This is a genomic window from Spirosoma koreense, from assembly GCF_054777875.1.
This window is the reverse complement of record NZ_BAAHAC010000005.1, coordinates 98,557-118,179: the sequence shown is the minus strand read 5'-3', so window position 1 is coordinate 118,179 and position 19,623 is coordinate 98,557. Positions and strand designations below refer to the sequence as shown.

Genomic DNA, 19,623 nt, shown 5'->3' with positions numbered 1-19,623 from the left:
AAGCATTCCGACCCGAAATTTAGTTAAGGGATAAGGGGCATTTCAGTAAGAGTCTCTTTCCATCAAGCCGTCAAGATAGTTGTTTCGTTTTAGTTTACAGGAAAGTGCGCATTCGTAAGCAGCTCACAAAACACTACCCAAAGCACAACTACCAGGCGCTTAGCTTGTACCGGATGATAAGCAGCCTGAAGCTTTTCTAACTCCTGACTACTACCTCTTTTATCCGGATGATAGACTGGCCGCTTCTTTCGATAAGCAGAGTCAATCGTTTCTAAAACGGTGTCCGGACTGACACTGGCCAGCGGGTCGCCGTTACGCCGATAGTGAGTGTATTGGCTTCGGGCATATGGGCGCAGACAAACCCGACGCCCAACTCTCTTAATGTACAGAGTCACCTGGCGCGTCAGCCGGTCGAGCATAGCAATGAGCAAGACTCCCCTCTTCTCCTTGCCATGCGCAATCGGTTCGAGCAATTCAGACAGGTTGTTTTCTTACTCGAGTCTATGCCCTTATTATATGCAGGAACTACCGCTGGTGCGCTGAACTGAAAGACTCCTACCACTGGCGCCCATTCGGGCGGAAGAAGGAAAAGAATAAACAGTAAGAAATATGGGTGAGCCGAAAATCAATCACTCAACCGATCCAGGCACAATAATTACAGGTTGTGCCGACTTGGTTTTGAACTGAAGCGTCTATGTCAACCCTGATTAGCGGAGATAGCTTATATATGACTGTTTTTGAGGCAGTTAATTCGCGAGCAATTTGTTTCAGGGCCTCTCTGTCGATCACCCAATGCGTAGCGTTTGCTACGGTCCAGGCTGACAATTCGCTTCCGCAAGGGCAAAATAGCCGGCATACCTACGCCAACATGAAGAAGTAGCCTAACTCATCCAAACAAAGTACCCTTCTTATGGGTAATCAGGGCAGATTCGTCTGCCTCCTGGTCTCACTGGCGTGGTTGGCTCGAGGCATCTGGACTGGCGAAGAAAATGCACTCCGCAATCCAATCAATACAATGGGAAAAGGTACCAAACTATATAGCATCCTGTTCAATAAATGCCCCCGTTGCCAGAGGGGTAACTTCTTTGCCGTCAACAACCCCTATAACCTCAAGCGGTTTGCTCAGATGAATCCCCACTGTAACTGTTGTGACGAACGCTTTGAGCGTGAGCCAGGCTATTACACGGGCGCGCTGTACGTAAGTTACGCTTATTATACGGCTCTGATTGTGAGCTGCTTTGTGATCTTAGAACTAGTCCTGGAATGGGATTTGACTTATTTTTTAACGCTATTGATCAGCTTGATCATCGGCTTGACACCGGTCGTTTTCCGGCTGGCCAGGTTAACCTGGATAAACTTCTTTATTCGCTATGATGCCCATAAGCCGACTCATTGTTCCTGACAGGGGCTATACCGGTACACGGTTGAGTCAACTTACGGCCTCCACTTGACTACGGTAGCATCATCAACCACAGGGTACGTAATCTGGTCCCTACGCAGATAACTCTTTTTCTTCCGGCCTCTCGCCAGGAGCCTTACCCCGTGACGTAGTCCGGGTTTTTCGTGCAAGCGACTCCTGGGCTCGCTTTTATGAGCGCTCGAATACCCAATATGAAAGCGACAGCAACCGCCACTTTGCCCAGAGATTTAAGCCGACTGAACCTAGCGTTACTGGTAAGCATCGGTTAATAGGCCATGTCGAGTGAATGATCCCTCTAAAACGTTATCTGGCCTTCGGTTCCATTTCATTAAAATCAAACTTAGTCCGCAGTCCTTTTCCGGGACCATAGACCAGGATATACTGGCCGGTTTGCGTATCGAGGATGATCGAACCCTGCGCGCCCGTAACGGCTTGGTAGCGTCGACTCTCGTTTATGGCTTGTGCGGCTGGGTGCTCCCGGGCAGGCGCAAAATTGGTAAGCAGCCCAACGCCGAGTAGCGTCAGAGCACCTAATAAAAAGGAACGTAGGTCAAGGAAAAAGGAAGTCGTTTTCATCGTTGATCAGTGCTTGTATACATGACTACTTAAGCTAAAACGCCTTTGAGTTTACCCACCACCAAAAACGCAACCGCTCACCATACTACCCAACTTTACAAATTGGCCTGTCCTATTGGGATAAAGCTAAAAAACGGACCGCAGTGGCGCAGAGCGGCTTGTGCCGACCATCAAATTCGGCACCGCGATCCGTTTTGCCGAAACATAAATAATTCACGATGCGCCCTGCGATCGTTTGCATTCGCCATGTAAAAGGGCCGCCTGGAAGGCGCATGTTGTGCGGTAAAGTCCAAGGCTGTATCCTCATAAACAGGGTATTGGATAAGTTCCGGTGAGGTTGGAAGTACCAAAGAGCAACCTTAACCTACCTCCTCCACAACTTAGTGTTTCCGATTCCGGGCGTGGGCCGTCTTAGCCACCCATGCTTTTCGCTTTAGCTGTTGATGTAACTCCTTATCGCGGGGCACAAACGTGATGCAACGCAGCTGACTGTCTTGTAATTTGATCTCCCAATAGGTTAAGTCGGACGTATCGGGAATTTCAGTGTAGATGGGGTGACTCATACGATCAAAAAAATTAGTCTGGAAAAAATAGTGAGTACTAACAGAATGAATGCCGATCAGGGCAATAGCAAACGGATGGTCTGTTAGCAAGTTGTTTGGAGCCGTTCCTTCAGGTATCTGCATGATTCATAGAGCGTCGTAAATCGAGCGTAGTCCTCGGCAGGGATAGACACATTCAATTCACGCTCCATTAAACTGGCCAGTTCACTAATGTCGGCGGGGCCATAGGCCAGATCCTGCCGAAGATCAGCCGTGGGCTGGAGGGCTGTCGAACGAACAATCCCTTGGGCTAGAACCTGATTGGTAAGTCGCAGATAAATGGTTTTCATAGGTAATGTTGCCGTTAATGAAATAGATGGGCATCAGTAATAAAGTTGGATGGCGGCCAGTTGACTAAAAGCCCATCATGAGGAACGGTTGGCCGTACCATAGGGAGTATCAGGCCAGGGGCCTAAAAAAATCCTGGCATACAGGCGAATCGTCGAAAGGCCGTTCAGAATAAAGCTGAGGGTAACCAAAATAGCCAGCGTCGCCTGATGAGGATGGATGTGGCTAAACAGTAAATCTTCTCCCACAAAGGTTGGGGTAATGGGGAAGCCAGCTACCCCCAGACAGCACAGTAAAAAGCCGAAAGCCAGCCTGGGATAGGGATACGCATAACCGGAATACTGACTCAGTTGGAGGCTACCCCTCCGGGAATCGAGCCAATGGAGACAACCATATCCCGCCAGGCCAGCCACCACAACCCCACTCAGATATAGATGAACCTGGCTAAAGGCAAATGACTCATTATAGGCTACGGCCAGGGCAATCCAGAGAGGATTCATCACCACCAACAACCAGCTCAACCATACGTTTTTCCGCTTGGTGAAGGAACGTACGACGAACAGGAACCCAATCAGTGCGAAAAAGATAGCTAAGTAATGTTTTAGAGAATATGGGAGACTCTCCTGGTGGTAAGCGCCCAGTAAACCGATGCTATAGAGCGGTAGACCCAGAGCCATGACCCGGTTTGGGGACAAGAATGAAAGGTGCTGACCCAGCCAGTTGATTAGTCGATGCGGCAGTTGGTACGTTAGGGCACTCAGGTTCCATTCCTGCAAGCTCAGTACATACCAGGTATCCCTCAGGCGCCTGGGCCACACGCTGGAGGAAGCCAACGGAACAGGATTATAGACTTGCTCCCGGATCAAATAACTGACAATAGACGGCGATACCAGCAACTGATACGTCCTCAGAAACGCATGCCCCGCAAAATGAATCAGGGCCAGGGTAGGAAAACCCAGGGCTATTTCCAGAAACATAATCCCAATCTGAGCAATAGAGGCATACGCAATTTGACTCTTAATGGAGGCCTGAACCTGGGCTATTCCAGTCCCCATCAGGCTGGTCGCTACGCCGATTCCCCCCATTAAAAGTCGAATAGGTTGTTGTTGCTCCCACAACGGTGCCATTCGCAGGAGCAGAAAAACGCCGATATGCACCGACAGCGATCCATAAAAGATAGCGCTCGACGGGGTTGGGCCCTCCATGGCTCTGGGAAGCCAGGCCGAAAATGGAAACTGAGCCGATTTGGTCATAGCGGCCAACAGAATCATGCCGGCAACAAACAAACCAAGCCAGCTATGAGCCTGAAGCTGGTCATGCACCCGCTCATAATCAGTCAGCCCGGCAAACGTAATCGTCTCCTGCCACAGATGGTGGCTCATCCACATTGCCAGCAATAGCCCTACATCGGCCAGCCGATACACCGAAAATACTTTTAGCGCATTTTGGACGGGTAAGTGGCGGCCCCGGTAAAAAGCAATCAGCAGAAACGACGAGAGCCCAATCAATTCCCAGCCTATAAACATCGTTTCCAGATTTCCGGCCACCACAATCAGGACGTAGCCCAGATAAAAGAAAAGCGTCGTAAAAAAGAAGCGTTTATACCCTCGCTCACGGTGTAAATAATACCGACTATAGATCACCACCAATAGGATCAGTAAGGCACCCACCAACAGGTAGACTGCCGTAAGCCGGTCAAAGTAAAAATCCAGAACGAAGCGATAATCGTTCGTGGCAACCAGTTCGAGGCTGGTTAGGGTGAGCGTCGGATGGCCTCGAAACATCCAGTAAGCTACAAAGGCTATCACAACGGCCAAATGAAGACCAAGGGTGGTTATGGCCGTCCAGGCAATGGTGGATTCATTCGAATGGGCTATCCAGACCCCTACGAAGAGGCCGAGGAAGGGAATGATGACAAAAAGAGGCAGTAGCTGTTCCATTGATTCAAAAGTTTTCAGCGAGCCGATACACGGGGAAATTGGTCGGATCGGAAGCTACCGACGCGGGAAGGTCGGCAATCGTCTCCACCTGTTTCTGGCAGGGATGATAGGCCCGGAACGTACCCGATTTAAACCGGCTAAGCGCCCTCGTGTGCGGATGAACGACAACCAGATGAACCCACTCGTTCAGAAACCACTCATAGGTCTGGGGCGACTGTCGAATCGCCTTCAGGACGACATCGGGCGTCTGTTCAATGACCATCAGCAGCCGAATCGGGTCATGGACTTCCGTCATTTGGGTTGGCAAACCAGGCCGCAAGTCACCATCAAAGCCATTGGTCACACCAATCAGGCCCACCACGTTATGGGGCAGCTTACTACCGGCCCCCAGTTTCTGGGTATCGACCCGCGAAAAGAAATATTCCAGGTTAATACCGCCACACACCGGCGTAGCCGCCTGCACGACACGGGCTAATAGTTGCCCTGTTGGGTCAAGCCGATAATCGTAGGAATTGAGAAAGGATCGGCGGTCTAAAAATAAATTCCGGGACAGGCTGCGCTGCCCAATCAGACAGACGGCGTTGGTGGCATGATTGAGTTCGGGACGAGGCTCGAATAACGATACGGATCGTCGGCGAATTTTGGCATGAATCGCGGTGGCACTCAGGTGGCTATCGATGGACTCGAAACGCCGGGATCGTTCTTTCGCATTCTGATCCAGTACCTGCCTGAATAAAGCTATATGTTGCTGATGGCGTTGCTGATTAGCGGGCGATAACAACACTTCGTCGTAAAAGCAGATATCATCGCGGGTGGTGTCATGAAGACCACTCAAAAACTGCGTTTCAGCAGGGATGACGATGCCTTTGCGCCGTAGTCGGTCGCGCACGCCCGGATGATTCGCCATCTGGCAGATGACCCGCGCATTAACCGATCCGGGTCGCCCCGAACAGGCTCCACAATCATAGGCAGCATAATACGGATTATTCACGCTGCTGGCTCCGTGGCCAATCACGTACACAATCGGGGCAAACTCGCCGACCAGGCCAATGCTGGTTAGTAAACCTTCTACCCGTTCGGCCATTTCGTCGAGGTTAAAGCCAACCTGCAAGCCATTCTCCTGGCACAGGTAGGTTTGCTCCACCGTCAGACAGGACCCCGGTTGCATATGCTGATAGGAGGAGGCCATTCCTGGGCCCATTGCCGGCCGAACTACCGTCAATAAAAGTCGGAGGGCCGACCAAAATCCTACGGTCTGGCTGATGACAATCCCTCGTAGTAAGGTTAGGGACGATTTGTTGAAATGAATGCTTTTTAGCCAGCTCCCGGCCTCTTCCAGTTCTTTAATCAAGTGACGGGGCGTAACCGAAGCGGGGCAAAGTTTCGTGTAGGCCTTGGCTCCCTGGGGTTGAAAGAAAAAGTCAACGTTGAAGAACCCCGGCGTGCCAAAGGTTTCACAGGCGGAGTCCATCGTTTCCAGGTAGCGTCGCAGCGAACATTCCCGATCATCCAGGCAGAAAATCCCCTGGAAGCTTTTGGTCGGTAAAACCGGTTCGGCAGCCCCCACCTGAAGCCCGGCCAATACCTGATCGTAATAACTCCACTCATAGGCCTGCTGCCAAAGACAAAGCACTTCCCACTGCTCTGTCGGAACAGTGGGGGCAAACAGGTCAATGGATGGGCTTACGTTATAATGGCCTAATGGTTGCCAATGTTCGCCGAATCGGGTATCTAACGCATCTATTTCGAGCAACAGCTCCAGCGTAATAACTTCCTGTAGGGAAATACGTCTGGGGTCCAGCAACGACTGAGGCTGATCCTCAATCACCGCTACCATACCCGACCAGCCGGGGTGGGCCAGCTGCTGATCAAAGAGGTATTGTTTATAGAGCGATTCCTGACCAACCAGTAGGGTAAGCAAATCAGGGATGGCGTACGCCTTCGAGTGGAAAAGACGGCGAACTCGTTTTGACCGAAATAGACTGACCAGACTACTCTGCTCCATAGCCCGGACAGCCGACAGAAACTCCAGATGCCGATACGGGAAAGCCGACACCGCAATTCCCTGATCCAGAAAGCTGCCCAGTAATCGAAACAGAATTGGGTGAACCAACGCATCAAGATCCAGTTGGTAGTGCAATTCCCACCCCTCCCGTAACCGCCCAATTCGAGGGGAAGCCAGGACAGGATACGTTTTTCGGAGCAGGTTAAACTTCCAGACGGCCTGGTGATGAACCCCTTTTCGTTCAATTAATACGGCATCCAGTAAAGTTTCCGACACTCGCCCAGCGGCATATAGGGCGCGAAACTCTTCCAGGGAAAATAAAACGCGGTAGCCCACTAATTCAGCCGCCTGCTGAATAGCCCGTTCAAAGGGCTGGTGTTGAAAACCATGTAAGGGATTATGGTGAATAAAGTCTTTCAGAGGAGCCTGCGCAGGCAGGTAGTACTTTAACTCGTGCAGGACGGTCTGTTCGGAAAACACTGGATGAGATGTTCCTCCCGGAATAGGGGATTGATTTTTTGGGGAAACAGCTTGTCCATTCATGGGTTCAATGCGTTAAAAATTCTTTTGAATGGGTATGCACCGGAGAGTTAAGCCTGATTCAACTCGGTCAAAATGTCTTCTGAACGCTTTAATTGACGACCATAAATCTGGCGGGCCAGATCCAGAAATTGATAGATATCCTGATCATGCACCTGATAGAAGATGGTTGTTCCCTCCCGGCGGGCGGTAACAAAATTCATCGTTCGAAGCCGGGCTAAATGCTGGGAGAGCATGGATTGATCCGCACCAGTGACCGTTTGTAGTTCGGTAACCGATAAGGCCCCCGCGCGTAGGGCGTCCAATATGGCTAAACGGAGGGGGTGTCCGAGGGTCTTAAAAAACTCGGCTTTATAGCGATGCAGTGGACTATCCATAATTGAATTTATTATATTATAATATTCAAATATAGTAGAAAAAGTTAGATATACGTCATCATATGAGAGCGAATAAATGAGCAGGGCTTTCGGGCGATAAAAATGAGCAGGAGAAATTACCGGTACAATTGGTATAAATCTATCAATTGTAGGTCATCTTCAAGGGTATTTACCAGCAGCAGCTAACGTATCCCGACATATTTTCAGCCCCCCGTTCACCCTTTTCCAGACTAATAAATACCGCCCTTTAACGACCGCCTGGCCGCTGGTAAGTGAAAAAACCAATGTGCCCTCTTCAACCACCAGGCTGCCATAAACACCGGTAGTTTTATACGTAAAGCCAGTAGTACCGGCCTGGGTCTCTCACCTAAAAAATGGATAATTTATGCAGATTACCATTCTGTTGCCACCGGCAACGTAGGGAATTGCTTCACAGGTAAACCCGTTAGTTGACAAGCCAGATACATGAAGGCTTTATCGTCGTCGGCGCGGACCGCCCGCCGTTGCGGGCCCGATCAGAAATCAACGTCTAGTTTTCTGCGGTGTGTGTGAGTTTACGAGATTGATTTTTCTCTCAAATGACGGCAGCGGTCGACCGTGAATTTAGTGGTTGGCACAGGCCCCCTGCGTCACTGCGGTCCGTTTTTTTAGATTTACCCCTAATTGCCTCTTTTCACCGAATTACTAGTTGTTCGGATACTTTTCAGGCTATGGTTCCTATCGACTCAGCCGCTGGCAGTTCAACTTTATAACTCCTGTTTGACCCATTTTCGCTTGTTCCAAACCCGGGAAAAAGCGCCTTCAGAAGTAAATCGCCAAAACCGGGGCTCCCGTACCTTCGCTTCGGGAATCATTACCGTCCAGCACTCGCCAGCCGGCAAATGGATCAGTTCATGGATGCAATCCGCTTCGACAACGTGCGTGGTGCCAGGCGCGCGAAACACGTCGGTATAGTGCCAGTTTCCATTTTCCGTCAGCTGATAAACACGCTCCGTATAGCCCCCTGTCAGGATATGGGTTCGGAACCGGAAGGGATGACAGTGAGGTCCCCCCTTGTCTGTATCGGTAAAATGATGCACCACCATGTGAAAGGGGGTGTGCTTACCCTTAAAATCAAATAAGTGTTTGGTAAACTCCTTACTCATTTTTTCTTTTCTGTACTTCATGGGCAAAATCCCCGGAGAGAGCAGGTTGATCGAGTCCAGCGGGCTGGGATGAATAGAAGAATTTGACGAGTAAGGAGCACTGCTTAGTGCGGACTGGATGCCCCTGGTTACTGGCCGGTCTACTCCCTTGCCTGACGCGTCATGATGAATTTTCGATTGAGAAACTTAAAGCCCTTGTAAACCGTCACCGTGATCGCATTGGGCTGATCCATCTCGACCTCGACACGCAGCGCAATCCCCGTTTTAGGATGAGTTAAGCGGCCATCGGACCACAGCTGGCCATCGTAGCGAAGGTTACGGATGAGGAGACTATCTTTTACCAGCCCGAAGTTCTGCTTTCCTGCCTGGTCTACCTCGGCTACCCGGGCGAAGTAGAGGCCGGCCTGCCGGTAGATAACCACGCTGGAGCCCCCGGAGGGAAACTGCCAGTGGCCAATGAGCTGGTCAGCTGGCTGGTCAGCTCTGGCGCCTGCCAAAACCAGTATGATCAATAAAAATAAGGTTCGAAAACGATACATCACGGGGAATTTAGCTTGGAAAATTCCACTCAAAAACGAATGGGCTATAGATGATTTAAACCGGATTGAGTTGGGTACACGCAGAAATTTCAGCCTGGCCTGCCGCCTGGTCATTCAGGCTTTCTACACCCGGAACCTGCGCGCTATAGAGTTGCCCAACTTTAAGCGAACCAGGGAAGGTACTAGAAAGACTACTTATTTTTAGCCTTTAGTGTTTATACTGGAGCGAGTTTTATCTTTTTTGAGCAGGCCGGAAGGATCTTTCCCGGGCCAGCTTGATCGGCCTGCTGGCAGTTCATCCCGTTCGTTAAATTTGCCACTCCATGGCATAAAGTAAGAACATGCGTTCAGAAAAGATTGAAGCAAGTGTATAATGAACGTTATGATCCTCCTGTATCGTACTAATTCAAATGGGCGGCCGTATGCTCATTTTTTTGAACCCTGCTCGCTCAGCGCCAGCTTGACGGCTTCATACAGATTGACAATCGCCCCCGTTTTAGACAAACTGGCAAAATCCACTTTCTGCTTCGTACCGGGCATATAAACGGGTTTCTTCTTTCTGGTCATGAACGTAGTTATGTCCGTCGGGACTACCCATGAAGTTCCAGCCGTATACATCATCGGGATAGCCATTGCCATCGTCGTCTTTCCGGTTACCGGCAATTTCCCTGGGATTATGCCACAAGACGGCTTTCAGGTCTTCATGGGTGGTGTCGATACCGCCATCGATTACGGCCACAATAACGGGCTGCGTGGGCGGTTTGGGCAGGCTACTGAGGAGTTGATAAGCCTGCCAGGTGCAGATGCCGATCACGGTATCGGTGGTCGGATCGAGGTGATGCCATTGAGCAGGCCGACTTTGGGCATAGACCGTACTGGCGATTAAGACTGGATAACTTAAAGCAAAAGCAATGGAGCCGAATTTCATATGGATACGACAGCCAGAACCCTGGATGCGTCCTTATGAAAATAGCAGTTTGACCAGTCTACCAGTCAGATTACTTACTAAGCGGTGTGTCTGAACCGATATACCGGAAACCTTATGGCGACGTCTGTTATGAACCTGTTCACGACCGGGCAGCTATAGAACTGGCTCGTCGAGCAGTTGCAGATCTGGCTATTGAACGTGGCCGGCCATTCCGACGAATTAGGAAACCGATGTCTTGGCACTCTGCATTCGCGTCGATGTCTGCAATTCAAACCAAAAGCATGTCCCCTGCCCGAGTACACTGTGGACATGAATGACGGTCTGGTGTAATTCCAGAATTTTTCTGACAATGGCCAGGCCAATGCCCATGCCTTTTTTGGGGGATTGCTGCCCGTGAAACTGCTTGTACCGCTCGAAGATATAAGGCTGGTCGGCCGGCGCAATCCCAAAGCCCGTATCGGCTACTTTCACCAGTACGCCGGTCTTTACCTGTTCCAGCTCTACGGTGATCTGCCCCCCATCCGGCGTAAATTTAAACGCGTTATCCAGCAGATTTTGCAGTACGCGCTCGGTTAAGGCAATGTCGGCAAAGACGGGAGAAAGGGTTTCTTTCGTTTTCATGGCCAGATCGATCGAGCGTTCGGCGGCCTTGAGGTGATAGGCCATGAGAATGTCGGATGTTAGCTCGGTAATCAAAAACTGTTCTTTTTCCGGAACGATCTGGTTAGCCTCCAGCTTGGCGTACTGAAAAAACTGATCGACCAGTCCCGAAAGCCGTTTGGTGCTATCCAAAACAATACCCATGTAATTATCTTTTTCCAGTTCGGTCAGTTGCTGCTTTTTAAGGAGCAGGGTTTCGACGTATCCCTGCATGATGGACAAAGGCGTGCGTAGATCATGGGATACGTTGGCGATAAGTTCTTGCCTGAACTTATCGGTTGCCGTAATCTTATCGAAGTTAGCTACAATGACATCCGCCATATCGTTGAAGGTCAAGGTCAGTAAACCCAGGTTCCCCGTCACAGGGCCGGCAATGCGGGCGGTGTAATCGCCTTCTTTGAACCGCTTGACGACGGCCACAATCTGACTGATGGTATCGGTCAGCAGAAAGAACGTGACTACCCCGACGATGAAGGCAATCAGGAGCGTACCCAGGAAAACGTAAAGCCCAATGCGGTACGTAAGGTTACTGGTTAAGGCACTCAGAATTTGCCGTTGCCGCTCGCTCGAGAGAACGGCATACACATAGCCCGTCAGCTGATGCCGTTCGTAGACGGGTGCTGCGGAAAAAATACTGAGCTCTTCAGGCTGTTTCGGATTCGTACCCAGCGGCCGTTCGTCCTGTCCTGCTTTTAACCATTTTTTGACAACGGCGATGTCGACCTGCCGCTGATGTACCGATTTATCGGGAACAACAAAATCCGTAATCCTACCCGTCGTATCCAGCAGATAAACCTCAACGCTGGGGTTGGCAACCATGATCGAATGGATAATGTCGTGGGTGACGGTCGTATCGGGCTGGCCGTTCTTCAGCGGCTGGGTAAACGTAGCCAGGTGATTCGCGATATTTCCGTAAAGCTCCTGGTGAGCCGCCATATAATACGCGTTGGATAAACGGGAACCGATCAGCATAAACACCGTTCCGACTACGAGTAGAACGCCGGAAAATACAGCCGTAATTTTCCAGAATAACTTATTGCCGCGGAGGGTTTGTATAAACATTGGATGCGTGTGTTAAAGCTCTTCGTTGAATCGATAGCCGACTCCCCAGGAAGTCAGGATAAACTTTGGCGCCGACAGGTCTTCTTCGATCTTTCCCCGTAGCCGGTTGATGTGTGAATTCACCGTGTGCTCATACCCCTCAAAGTCATATCCCCACACCAGGCTTAGCAGTCGTTTGCGGCTGTAACTTTTCCCCGGATTGGACGCCAGCAGGGCAATCAAATCAAACTCTTTGGCTGTCAGGTCAATGCGTATATCATGCAAACTGACTTTTCGTTTGTCGATGTTTATTTCCAGACCACCCGCCCGGATGGGCACCGTAGCCAGGGTATGCTGACCGGCCTGGCTTACTTCATTTCTTCTAAATATGACCTTCACGCGGGCAATGAACTCCCTGACACTGAAAGGCTTGGTCAGGTAATCGTCGGCGCCCGTCTCCAGGCCAATAACCTTATCGATCTCTTCAGATTTGGCCGACAGCATCAGGATCGGCGTGTGCCGGTCGGTCTGGCGTAATCGACGGCACACCTCCATACCCGTCAGACCAGGCAGCATCAGGTCCAGAATAATCAGGTCGAATCCCTGACCCTGTGCCAGGGCCAACCCGGCCTGTCCGTTGCCCACCGCCGTAACATCACAAGCCAGATCACTGAGGTGTATTTTTAATAATTCGACGATGTTGCGGTCATCTTCGATAATCAGCGTTTTATACATAACCCATGCTCGGTTAACGGTGTAGTCTGTGATTGGTCAAAATTCTAAAAAAATAGGACCCAAATCGCGTTGTGATACTTTTGTTATACTTCTGCGATTTTTCAGCGACATCGTCGCCGTTGGTTTGCACGGTTATCACCCAGTCAAACCAAATCGCTATGCAGTATTTGTCATCAACCGGTCAATTGGCCGTCGTAATCAGTGGGTTCCTCGCAGGGCTTACCGGATGTACCGTGCAAGACCATACCCTCCCGACTCCAGTAACGACGAGCATCTCGATTGAAAATGTATTACAGTCTCAACCCCTGGTTGAGTCAGGAACGTTTCAGGGAACGGGTACCCCGCCGGTTATCCTGCCCGGCCAGTCGGTAAGTATTCATTTTTCGGCGGCTAAAGGCGAAGCGCTCACCTTCGCCACCATGTATGGCTGGTCGAACGATCTGTTTTTTGCTCCCGAAAATCCCGGTATTGCGGTGTATGACGGGAATGGGAAGCCCATCGAGGGCGATGTTTCATCCCAGATCAAATTATGGGATAATGGTACCCGGCTCAATCAGGCGCCGGGTGCGTCGGTCGTCCACCCAGGAACGGCTGACAATCAACCCATTGCCGAAGTAAAAGATATGGACGCCCAGGGGAATACGTACCTCCCTGCCTCCAGGCTCATCAAAGCCACCCTGGTGTACGGCGGCAATTCTTATTTCACCCTTACGTTGCAGAATATTTCGGGCGGAACGGCCAATGAAACTCCCCTGAGTCCGGGTGTCTGGGCCGTATCCTACATTGTCGGTGGTAATTTACTGAATCCGTCACCGCTTTACACGAAAGGAAAGCCCACGGCCAACGGGCTGACTTCTATTGCCGAGAAAGGCGATAACGGTCCTCTGAGTACGTATATCAACGGGATAACCGGCATCTTCACGCCCTTATCGCCTATCCTGGTGGTTGTCTATAACGGCATTCCCAATCCAATTTTCACCGTTGGTCAAAAGGACCGGGGCGAAGGGTTAAAGCCACTAGCGCAACGGGGAAACGCTGACACGCTGGCTGCTACTCTGCAGGCTACCCCTGGGGTGAAGGCCGTATACGTCTTACATGCGTCTGGTACAAACGTATTACTGCCCGTGATCAGCGGCCAGCCGGGTGGTAAAGTATCACAGGCCTTATCCGTTACGAAAGGGGATCGGGTAGCCATCGCGACGATGTACGGGTTTTCTAATGACTGGTTTTTTGCCTCCACAGACGGCGTAGATGCCACGCAGAAAGGCGATGTTTCGTCGACAATTGCGTTATATGACAACGGGACAGCCCTTGATCAGTTTCCCGGAGCGGGCATTACGCAGTTTAACCTGGCGGGGATGCCACTTGCCGAAAGCAAGCCGATTGCCCTGGTGCCAAACCCGAATCCGTTTGTCACCTTACCGGCAATCAATAAACTGATCAACGTCACGATCAACTAACTATATAGATGATTGCGGACTATAACGTACTAATAAGATTTGCCTTAACTTATTGACTACAAATTTTGAAGCCTTGCAAATCAGAGAATTGCAAGGCTTCAAAATTTTAGTTTCTGTGCACTCGTAGGGATTCGAACCCCAAACCTCCTGATCCGTAGTCAGGTGATTACTTTAAGTGCGCTTTCGTATCTTTTCGAAATACCTTGTCAGTTGCGTTTAATCGCACACAAAGGTATAAATCTTTTCGTCTTATTTCTGGATATTACGGTAATCTGTATGCAAATTTGTATGCAACAGATTCAAGCCCCTGACTATTTGTAAACCCTGTCAGGCCTCTGCCATGAGCGCTACCGTAAACTTTTATTTCGATACCCGTAAACAGAAAAAAGACGGCTCATTCCCCGTCAAGCTGCGCGTTACCTATCAGCGTCAGCAGCGCTACTACCCAACCGAAATAAGCCTGACGGAGGCCCAGTGGGAAAAGGTGGGCAAGCCCAAGCCCAGGGAGGATTTTATCCGCGATATCAAAGCGCTTCTGGATTCTTTTAACAACCGGGCCGAACGGGTGATCCGCAACCTGCCGGTCTTTAGCTTCGAAGAGTTCGAGAGTCGTTACGTGGGTGAGTCGACGGCTAAGTCAGATCACGTTATGGCTCTGTTCGATGCGCACATTAAGCAGTTGAAAGCAGAGGGCAGAGCCAGTACGGCCGACAGTTACCAGTGTGCTGTCAACGCCTTGAAAGCTTATCATGACCGAAGGTCTCCCCTCACCTACTTGGATATTACTCCGCAGTGGCTGAAAGGCTTCGAGCAGTGGATGCTTGCTAAGGGCCGATCCATCACCTCTGTAGGCATTTACCTACGTAGCCTGAGAACGATTTTTAACCAGGCCATTGAAGATGGCGTTGCCGATCGGGAAAATTATCCGTTCACCAAACGGCGCTACCAGATCCCGACCGGCAGAAATGTCAAGAAAGCGCTTTCCCTTTCGGACATTGAAAAGATATACCATTATCCTGCCGAGCCCATGAGCGCAGAGGACAAGGCCCGTGATCTATGGCTGTTTTCATATCTGTGTAATGGTATGAATCCAAAAGACATTGCCCGGCTTACCTATCAGCAGATCAGCCCCACACACATTCGCTTTGTCAGGGCCAAAACCGAACGGACCAAACGGGAAGTAAAACCGATTGCCGTAGCCGTAACCGACGATGTGCAGCGCATTATTGATAAATGGGGTCAGAAACCTGCCCTACCCGCCCGGCATGTGTTTGGCATTTTATCGCCCGGTCTAAGTGCAGAGCGTGAAATGGCGCTGATTAAGCAGTTTGTCAAAACCTTAAATAAGTATATCCGTCAAATAGCTGAAGCAGTGAACATCGACAAAGACGTAACGACTTACACCGCCCGTCATTCGTATAGCACAGTTCTCAAGCGATCTGGAGCGCCTATTGAGTTTATCAGTGAAAGCTTGGGACATCAGGACATCCGCACGACGGAGAGCTATTTAGATAGTTTTGAGGACGATGTGAAGCGGCAATACGCCAGTGCATTGACAGGATTTAAGAAAGCCAACTCGAATTAATGTTAAGCTTATGTTTGATATAAAGTCTGTAATGGCCGAGTGCCGAGCTTATATTGATACCATCGCTGACTATCAAATTGAAGTAACAGGTAAAAGGATAGCAACAGCGGATGCAATTACTGAGTACATATCAAAGGCATCTATCAAGGTTCTATTGATTGAATTCCTATTTGCTTGCAAAGATGAGATCTCGAAGGGGGAGCTTCATCTGCTGAGACACTTACGGTCAAGAAGGGAATATTTTCAAGCCATTCAGGGGCATAACATATCGCAGCTCAATGAAATGATTAGTCATAATAGTGGTGAGGAAAAAGCTCGGTTCGAAGATCAAAAACAACGTCTCTTCAATTTTTATCATCATAACTACACTCTTATAGATTTGATAACCGCTCGATTAACTGATATTCCACTAAATGAATATTTACAATTTAGATTGCGAAATGCGGGCCTTGAATGGATAATAAATGCTTATAATACTGCAGTCACGCCTAATCCCACTAACGGCTTGATAAGCAATGACTCTGAAATTGAAAAAATGCATAAAGTGGTTCGCGATGTATTAGCTCCGTTAAAAGAGAAGAATCAACAACGCAACAAAATCATGTCCGATTCTGACTTTGACCGGTTAATTATATATACCCAAAAATTAGTTATTGAGGATACGCTGCCACATGACATCAATCCTATTAATCAAGTAAATATATCTGCTGGTCATTTACGATACACTTTCTATATACTTCATAGAGAGCTTTTTGGCACCCGTTCTATTCGTAAGAGTTTCATAGACTTTCTCCACGCTGTATTTAGTAACAAATTTAAGGAAGGTGAAAAGTCTTCTACTAAAAGCCACTTCAGTGATAAACCAAAATCTTACGAAGCAGACTTGCCTGTGATTTCTGTGACGTGACATCACAACTATTTCACAATTGTTTCACTTCGTCTCTTTGCCATCGGCTTTCATAAACCAGCCGATGTATGACAGTAGACTTTCAAAAACTCCAAAGCGAGGTAAGCGAAACGCGCCAGTTAGTACAGGCGCTTCTTAACAGACTCGATCAGCCTTTTCCTTCTAATCCGCCAGCCGATGAGTTATTGACCGTTGGGCAAGCGGCTGAACTCCTGAATCTGACCACTGCCACGGTTTACGGCATGGTTTACGAAAAGCGGATTCCTTTCAGTAAGCCTGCGGGCAGTGGCCGCCTGTACTTTGTGCGCTCTGAGCTGATTGAATGGGTTAAAAACGGCCGTAAAGCAACGAGCCAAGAACTCGACAATCAGGTTCGTCAGCAGGTCGCGACTCGCGTCGATCGACGTAAACAATCAAAAGCGCGCAAGGGAGGGCCAATAGCATGACCCTCCACCAAATTACCTCCGCGGTTCGAGCTGCCCACGGCGAAATCCTCTCGATGGGCCCCTCTCCAATCGGCTACGTCATCTGGGCCAGCATCCATGGCCAGTCCTGCCGAATCGTTTCCCCGCTGGTCAACAAATCGGCAAAGCCTGTTCCGCCAGTACTGGGCTGTCAGACCCATGTCGTCACCGACGGGCCGGGTTTGCAGGCCTGGCTGACTTCACTTCACCCCGTCCCTACTCCGGCTCTAGCGCCTACTGTGTAACCTTTCGACTAAACTGCTATGGCCCGCCCCTCGCGCAACAACGCGGATTATTTTACCCATACGGCCGATCTGCGCAATGATCGGCGCATTAAAGCGATTCGCGCCCGCTTTGGAGCGGCTGGCTATGGGCTCACGCTGATGATCATGGAAGTGTTGACCAACGCAGACTTCATTCAGCTCAGTACCGAAGAGCTGGAGATGGAACTGCTGGCGGGTGATTTCGGGGTTTCTTTGACAGAAATCCACAGCTTGCTACAGCTTGCCGAAAAAATAGGGTTTTTCGCCCGCAATGAGCAGGGATTTCTGATTTGTCCCGATCTGAATAAGGCCCTGGAGCAGGTCTTCGAGAAGCGGAATCGCTCCCGGTTGGTGGCGCAACAGGCCCGCGAAGGCCAATCTGCCACAGAAATACCGGTATCTGTCACAGAAACACCCCAAAGTAAAGTAAAGAAAAGTAAAGTAAAAGATACTATCGTATCTATAAAGCCGGAGGCTGGTGAGTTCGATCGATTTTGGGACCACTATGGTAAAAAAACAGGTAGTAAACCGGTAGCTTTGAAAGAGTGGGGAAAGCTCACAAAGGACGAACGACAGGCAGCTCATGAAGGTATCGACCGCTACAAACTTTATCAGCCTGACCCGCAGTTTCGTAAGGATCCCGAGCGCTATCTGAAACACCGGCTCTGGGAAAGCGAATTTGGCGTTGAGCCCGCAGCCGCTAGCCACGCTGGTCCCTCCCTTCGCCCCGTCGCTGCTTTTGTTCCCCGTCCCACCCAACCCGCTGACATCCGATGAAAGCTGAACTGATTCCCAACCACCTGGTCAACGTCGACGAGGATCTGGAAGCGGCCGTGCTGGGAGCCGTGCTGGCCGAACCCCACCTGATTCACGACTTTCTGCGCATCCTGCCCAAAGCCAACGCGTTTTATCTGCCCAAGCACCAGCACCTGCACGCGGCTCTGCAAAGCATTTACGCGTCGCATCAGACGGTGGATATCTTCGCGGTGACCAACTACCTGCGTACCCACAAGCTGCTCGACACGCTGTCGATCTACGAGATGACCGACATCACCGGCCGGGGCGTGCCGGGCAATTTCGAGTACAAGTGCCGCATCCTCTTCGAGCTGGCCCTGCGGAGGTATCTGCACACCTACGGCGGCAAGCTGGCCCGCACTTGTCTGGACCCCTCGATCGATCCGCTGTTGATGCTGAGCCGGGTGCAGGAGGATCTCAGCCAGATCGTGGCTCAACTGGCCAACCAGCACGAGCCTGGTCCGGAACAGTTTCTGGTCGAGGTGCTTTCCGATCTGGAGGCCCGCCAGCAAGGCCGCGCGCCTGGGCTGACAACGGGCATACCGCTACTAGACGCGAGAACCGGCGGTTTTGAGAAAGGCAACTTTGTCATCTTGGCCGCCCGCCCGGCCACTGGTAAAAGCGCGTTTCTGCTGCACTGGCTACTGCATCATACCCTGGCACTGGGTCAATCGGCGGGCGTTTTCTCGCTGGAGATGAAGGGCGCCGAGATTATGCGCCGGGCGCTGGCTCATCAGACGGGTTATTCCAACTTCCAACTGCAACAGGGCAAAGGCCTGGACTTGGACCGAGTGCACGAACAAGCGGGCTGGCTCGCATCGATTCCGCTACACATTCGCGATTCATCGATTCAACTACCGGACCTGCTGGCCACGGCCCGCGAGTGGCACCGCCGGTTTGGCATTAGCCTGCTGGCGGTGGATTATATCCAGTTGGTGCAGGATAGTCGCTACCCCAAAGCCTACGACCGGGTGAGTGCCGTCTCGACGTCGCTAAAAGCGCTCGCTCAGGATACGGGCATGGTCGTGGCGGGGCTGTCGCAACTGAGCCGGGAGTGCGAGAAGCGGGTGGGCTGGGATCGTCGGCCGGTACTAGGAGACCTGCGGGAAAGCGGCAATCTGGAGCAGGATGCCAACAACGTGCTGATGCTGTTTAGCCCCCATCGTAACAACCTCAACTACGACGACGGTTCGGCGACCGAGAACACGCTGGAGATTCACGCTTTGAAGCTGCGCAATGGCAAACCCACCCAGGCAGGCGCGAATCCGGGGGATAATGGCCCGCTGATTGTCCACTACGATGCCCCTACCAATCGATTCTTTAAGCCGGAAGATCGTTTTTAGACATTCTGAC

Annotated in this window: 20 protein-coding genes and 1 tRNA gene; 8 read left to right on the top strand and 13 right to left on the bottom strand. The window is 50.6% G+C overall.

Annotation, left to right across the window (positions count from 1 at the left end):
• Positions 1-89: 89 nt before the first annotated feature.
• Complete coding sequence (locus ACYVC2_RS06350) at positions 90-473, bottom strand: J domain-containing protein (protein ID WP_461101464.1); 384 nt, start codon at positions 471-473, stop codon at positions 90-92.
• A 437-nt stretch (positions 474-910) separates the two neighbouring features.
• Here ACYVC2_RS06350 and ACYVC2_RS06345 point away from each other — a divergent pair, with 437 nt between their 5' ends.
• Positions 911-1,402 (top strand): DUF983 domain-containing protein, encoded by a 492-nt coding sequence (locus ACYVC2_RS06345; protein ID WP_461101463.1) that lies wholly within the window; start codon positions 911-913, stop codon positions 1,400-1,402.
• Between the two features lie 321 nt (positions 1,403-1,723).
• Here the strand turns inward: ACYVC2_RS06345 and ACYVC2_RS06340 are convergent, their stop codons facing one another.
• From ACYVC2_RS06340 to ACYVC2_RS06290, 11 genes are all read right to left on the bottom strand, one after another.
• Entirely contained in the window at positions 1,724-1,996 is a 273-nt protein-coding gene (locus tag ACYVC2_RS06340) for a hypothetical protein (protein WP_461101462.1), read from the bottom strand.
• Between the two features lie 380 nt (positions 1,997-2,376).
• Positions 2,377-2,559 carry a hypothetical protein gene (locus ACYVC2_RS06335; protein ID WP_461101461.1) on the bottom strand — a complete coding sequence of 61 codons (183 nt, stop codon included), beginning with the start codon at positions 2,557-2,559 and terminating at the stop codon, positions 2,377-2,379.
• Positions 2,560-2,642: 83 nt separating this feature from the next.
• Positions 2,643-2,888: a hypothetical protein gene (locus tag ACYVC2_RS06330; RefSeq protein WP_461101460.1), complete on the bottom strand. Its 246-nt coding sequence runs from the start codon at positions 2,886-2,888 to the stop codon at positions 2,643-2,645.
• A gap of 75 nt (positions 2,889-2,963) precedes the next feature.
• Complete coding sequence (locus tag ACYVC2_RS06325) at positions 2,964-4,826, bottom strand: proton-conducting transporter transmembrane domain-containing protein (protein WP_461101459.1); 1,863 nt, start codon at positions 4,824-4,826, stop codon at positions 2,964-2,966.
• 4 nt (positions 4,827-4,830) lie between these two features.
• Positions 4,831-7,374, bottom strand: coding sequence for a YbcC family protein (locus ACYVC2_RS06320; RefSeq protein WP_461101458.1), 2,544 nt, complete (start codon positions 7,372-7,374; stop codon positions 4,831-4,833).
• A gap of 47 nt (positions 7,375-7,421) precedes the next feature.
• Complete coding sequence (locus tag ACYVC2_RS06315) at positions 7,422-7,748, bottom strand: ArsR/SmtB family transcription factor (protein ID WP_461101457.1); 327 nt, start codon at positions 7,746-7,748, stop codon at positions 7,422-7,424.
• A gap of 746 nt (positions 7,749-8,494) precedes the next feature.
• Positions 8,495-8,914 carry a hypothetical protein gene (locus tag ACYVC2_RS06310; protein ID WP_461101456.1) on the bottom strand — a complete coding sequence of 140 codons (420 nt, stop codon included), beginning with the start codon at positions 8,912-8,914 and terminating at the stop codon, positions 8,495-8,497.
• A gap of 119 nt (positions 8,915-9,033) precedes the next feature.
• Positions 9,034-9,432: a DUF2147 domain-containing protein gene (locus tag ACYVC2_RS06305; protein WP_461101455.1), complete on the bottom strand. Its 399-nt coding sequence runs from the start codon at positions 9,430-9,432 to the stop codon at positions 9,034-9,036.
• A gap of 496 nt (positions 9,433-9,928) precedes the next feature.
• Positions 9,929-10,360: a hypothetical protein gene (locus tag ACYVC2_RS06300; RefSeq protein WP_461101454.1), complete on the bottom strand. Its 432-nt coding sequence runs from the start codon at positions 10,358-10,360 to the stop codon at positions 9,929-9,931.
• Positions 10,361-10,579: 219 nt separating this feature from the next.
• Positions 10,580-12,082 carry a sensor histidine kinase gene (locus ACYVC2_RS06295; RefSeq protein WP_461101453.1) on the bottom strand — a complete coding sequence of 501 codons (1,503 nt, stop codon included), beginning with the start codon at positions 12,080-12,082 and terminating at the stop codon, positions 10,580-10,582.
• 12 nt (positions 12,083-12,094) lie between these two features.
• Positions 12,095-12,796 (bottom strand): response regulator transcription factor, encoded by a 702-nt coding sequence (locus tag ACYVC2_RS06290; RefSeq protein ID WP_461101452.1) that lies wholly within the window; start codon positions 12,794-12,796, stop codon positions 12,095-12,097.
• A gap of 233 nt (positions 12,797-13,029) precedes the next feature.
• Here ACYVC2_RS06290 and ACYVC2_RS06285 point away from each other — a divergent pair, with 233 nt between their 5' ends.
• A complete protein-coding gene (locus ACYVC2_RS06285) occupies positions 13,030-14,256 on the top strand; it encodes a spondin domain-containing protein (protein ID WP_461101451.1) in 1,227 nt (408 codons plus the stop codon).
• Between the two features lie 116 nt (positions 14,257-14,372).
• On the opposite strand, the gene ACYVC2_RS06280 is transcribed toward ACYVC2_RS06285, so the two are convergent.
• A tRNA-Ser gene (locus ACYVC2_RS06280) sits at positions 14,373-14,435 on the bottom strand.
• Between the two features lie 161 nt (positions 14,436-14,596).
• Between ACYVC2_RS06280 and ACYVC2_RS06275 the strand changes: the two genes are divergently transcribed.
• From ACYVC2_RS06275 to ACYVC2_RS06250, 6 genes are all read left to right on the top strand, one after another.
• Positions 14,597-15,841 carry a phage integrase SAM-like domain-containing protein gene (locus ACYVC2_RS06275; RefSeq protein ID WP_461101450.1) on the top strand — a complete coding sequence of 415 codons (1,245 nt, stop codon included), beginning with the start codon at positions 14,597-14,599 and terminating at the stop codon, positions 15,839-15,841.
• 10 nt (positions 15,842-15,851) lie between these two features.
• Positions 15,852-16,748 carry a hypothetical protein gene (locus ACYVC2_RS06270; RefSeq protein ID WP_461101449.1) on the top strand — a complete coding sequence of 299 codons (897 nt, stop codon included), beginning with the start codon at positions 15,852-15,854 and terminating at the stop codon, positions 16,746-16,748.
• A gap of 68 nt (positions 16,749-16,816) precedes the next feature.
• A complete protein-coding gene (locus tag ACYVC2_RS06265) occupies positions 16,817-17,194 on the top strand; it encodes a helix-turn-helix transcriptional regulator (RefSeq protein WP_461101448.1) in 378 nt (125 codons plus the stop codon).
• Positions 17,191-17,457, top strand: a complete 267-nt coding sequence (locus tag ACYVC2_RS06260; RefSeq protein ID WP_461101447.1) for a hypothetical protein — start codon at positions 17,191-17,193, stop codon at positions 17,455-17,457. The genes ACYVC2_RS06265 and ACYVC2_RS06260 overlap by 4 nt, the downstream gene beginning before the upstream one ends.
• A gap of 18 nt (positions 17,458-17,475) precedes the next feature.
• Entirely contained in the window at positions 17,476-18,252 is a 777-nt protein-coding gene (locus ACYVC2_RS06255) for a Lin1244/Lin1753 domain-containing protein (protein WP_461101446.1), read from the top strand.
• Complete coding sequence (locus ACYVC2_RS06250; RefSeq protein ID WP_461101445.1) at positions 18,249-19,613, top strand: replicative DNA helicase; 1,365 nt, start codon at positions 18,249-18,251, stop codon at positions 19,611-19,613. Before ACYVC2_RS06255 ends, ACYVC2_RS06250 begins: the two co-directional genes overlap by 4 nt.
• Positions 19,614-19,623: the final 10 nt, after the last annotated feature.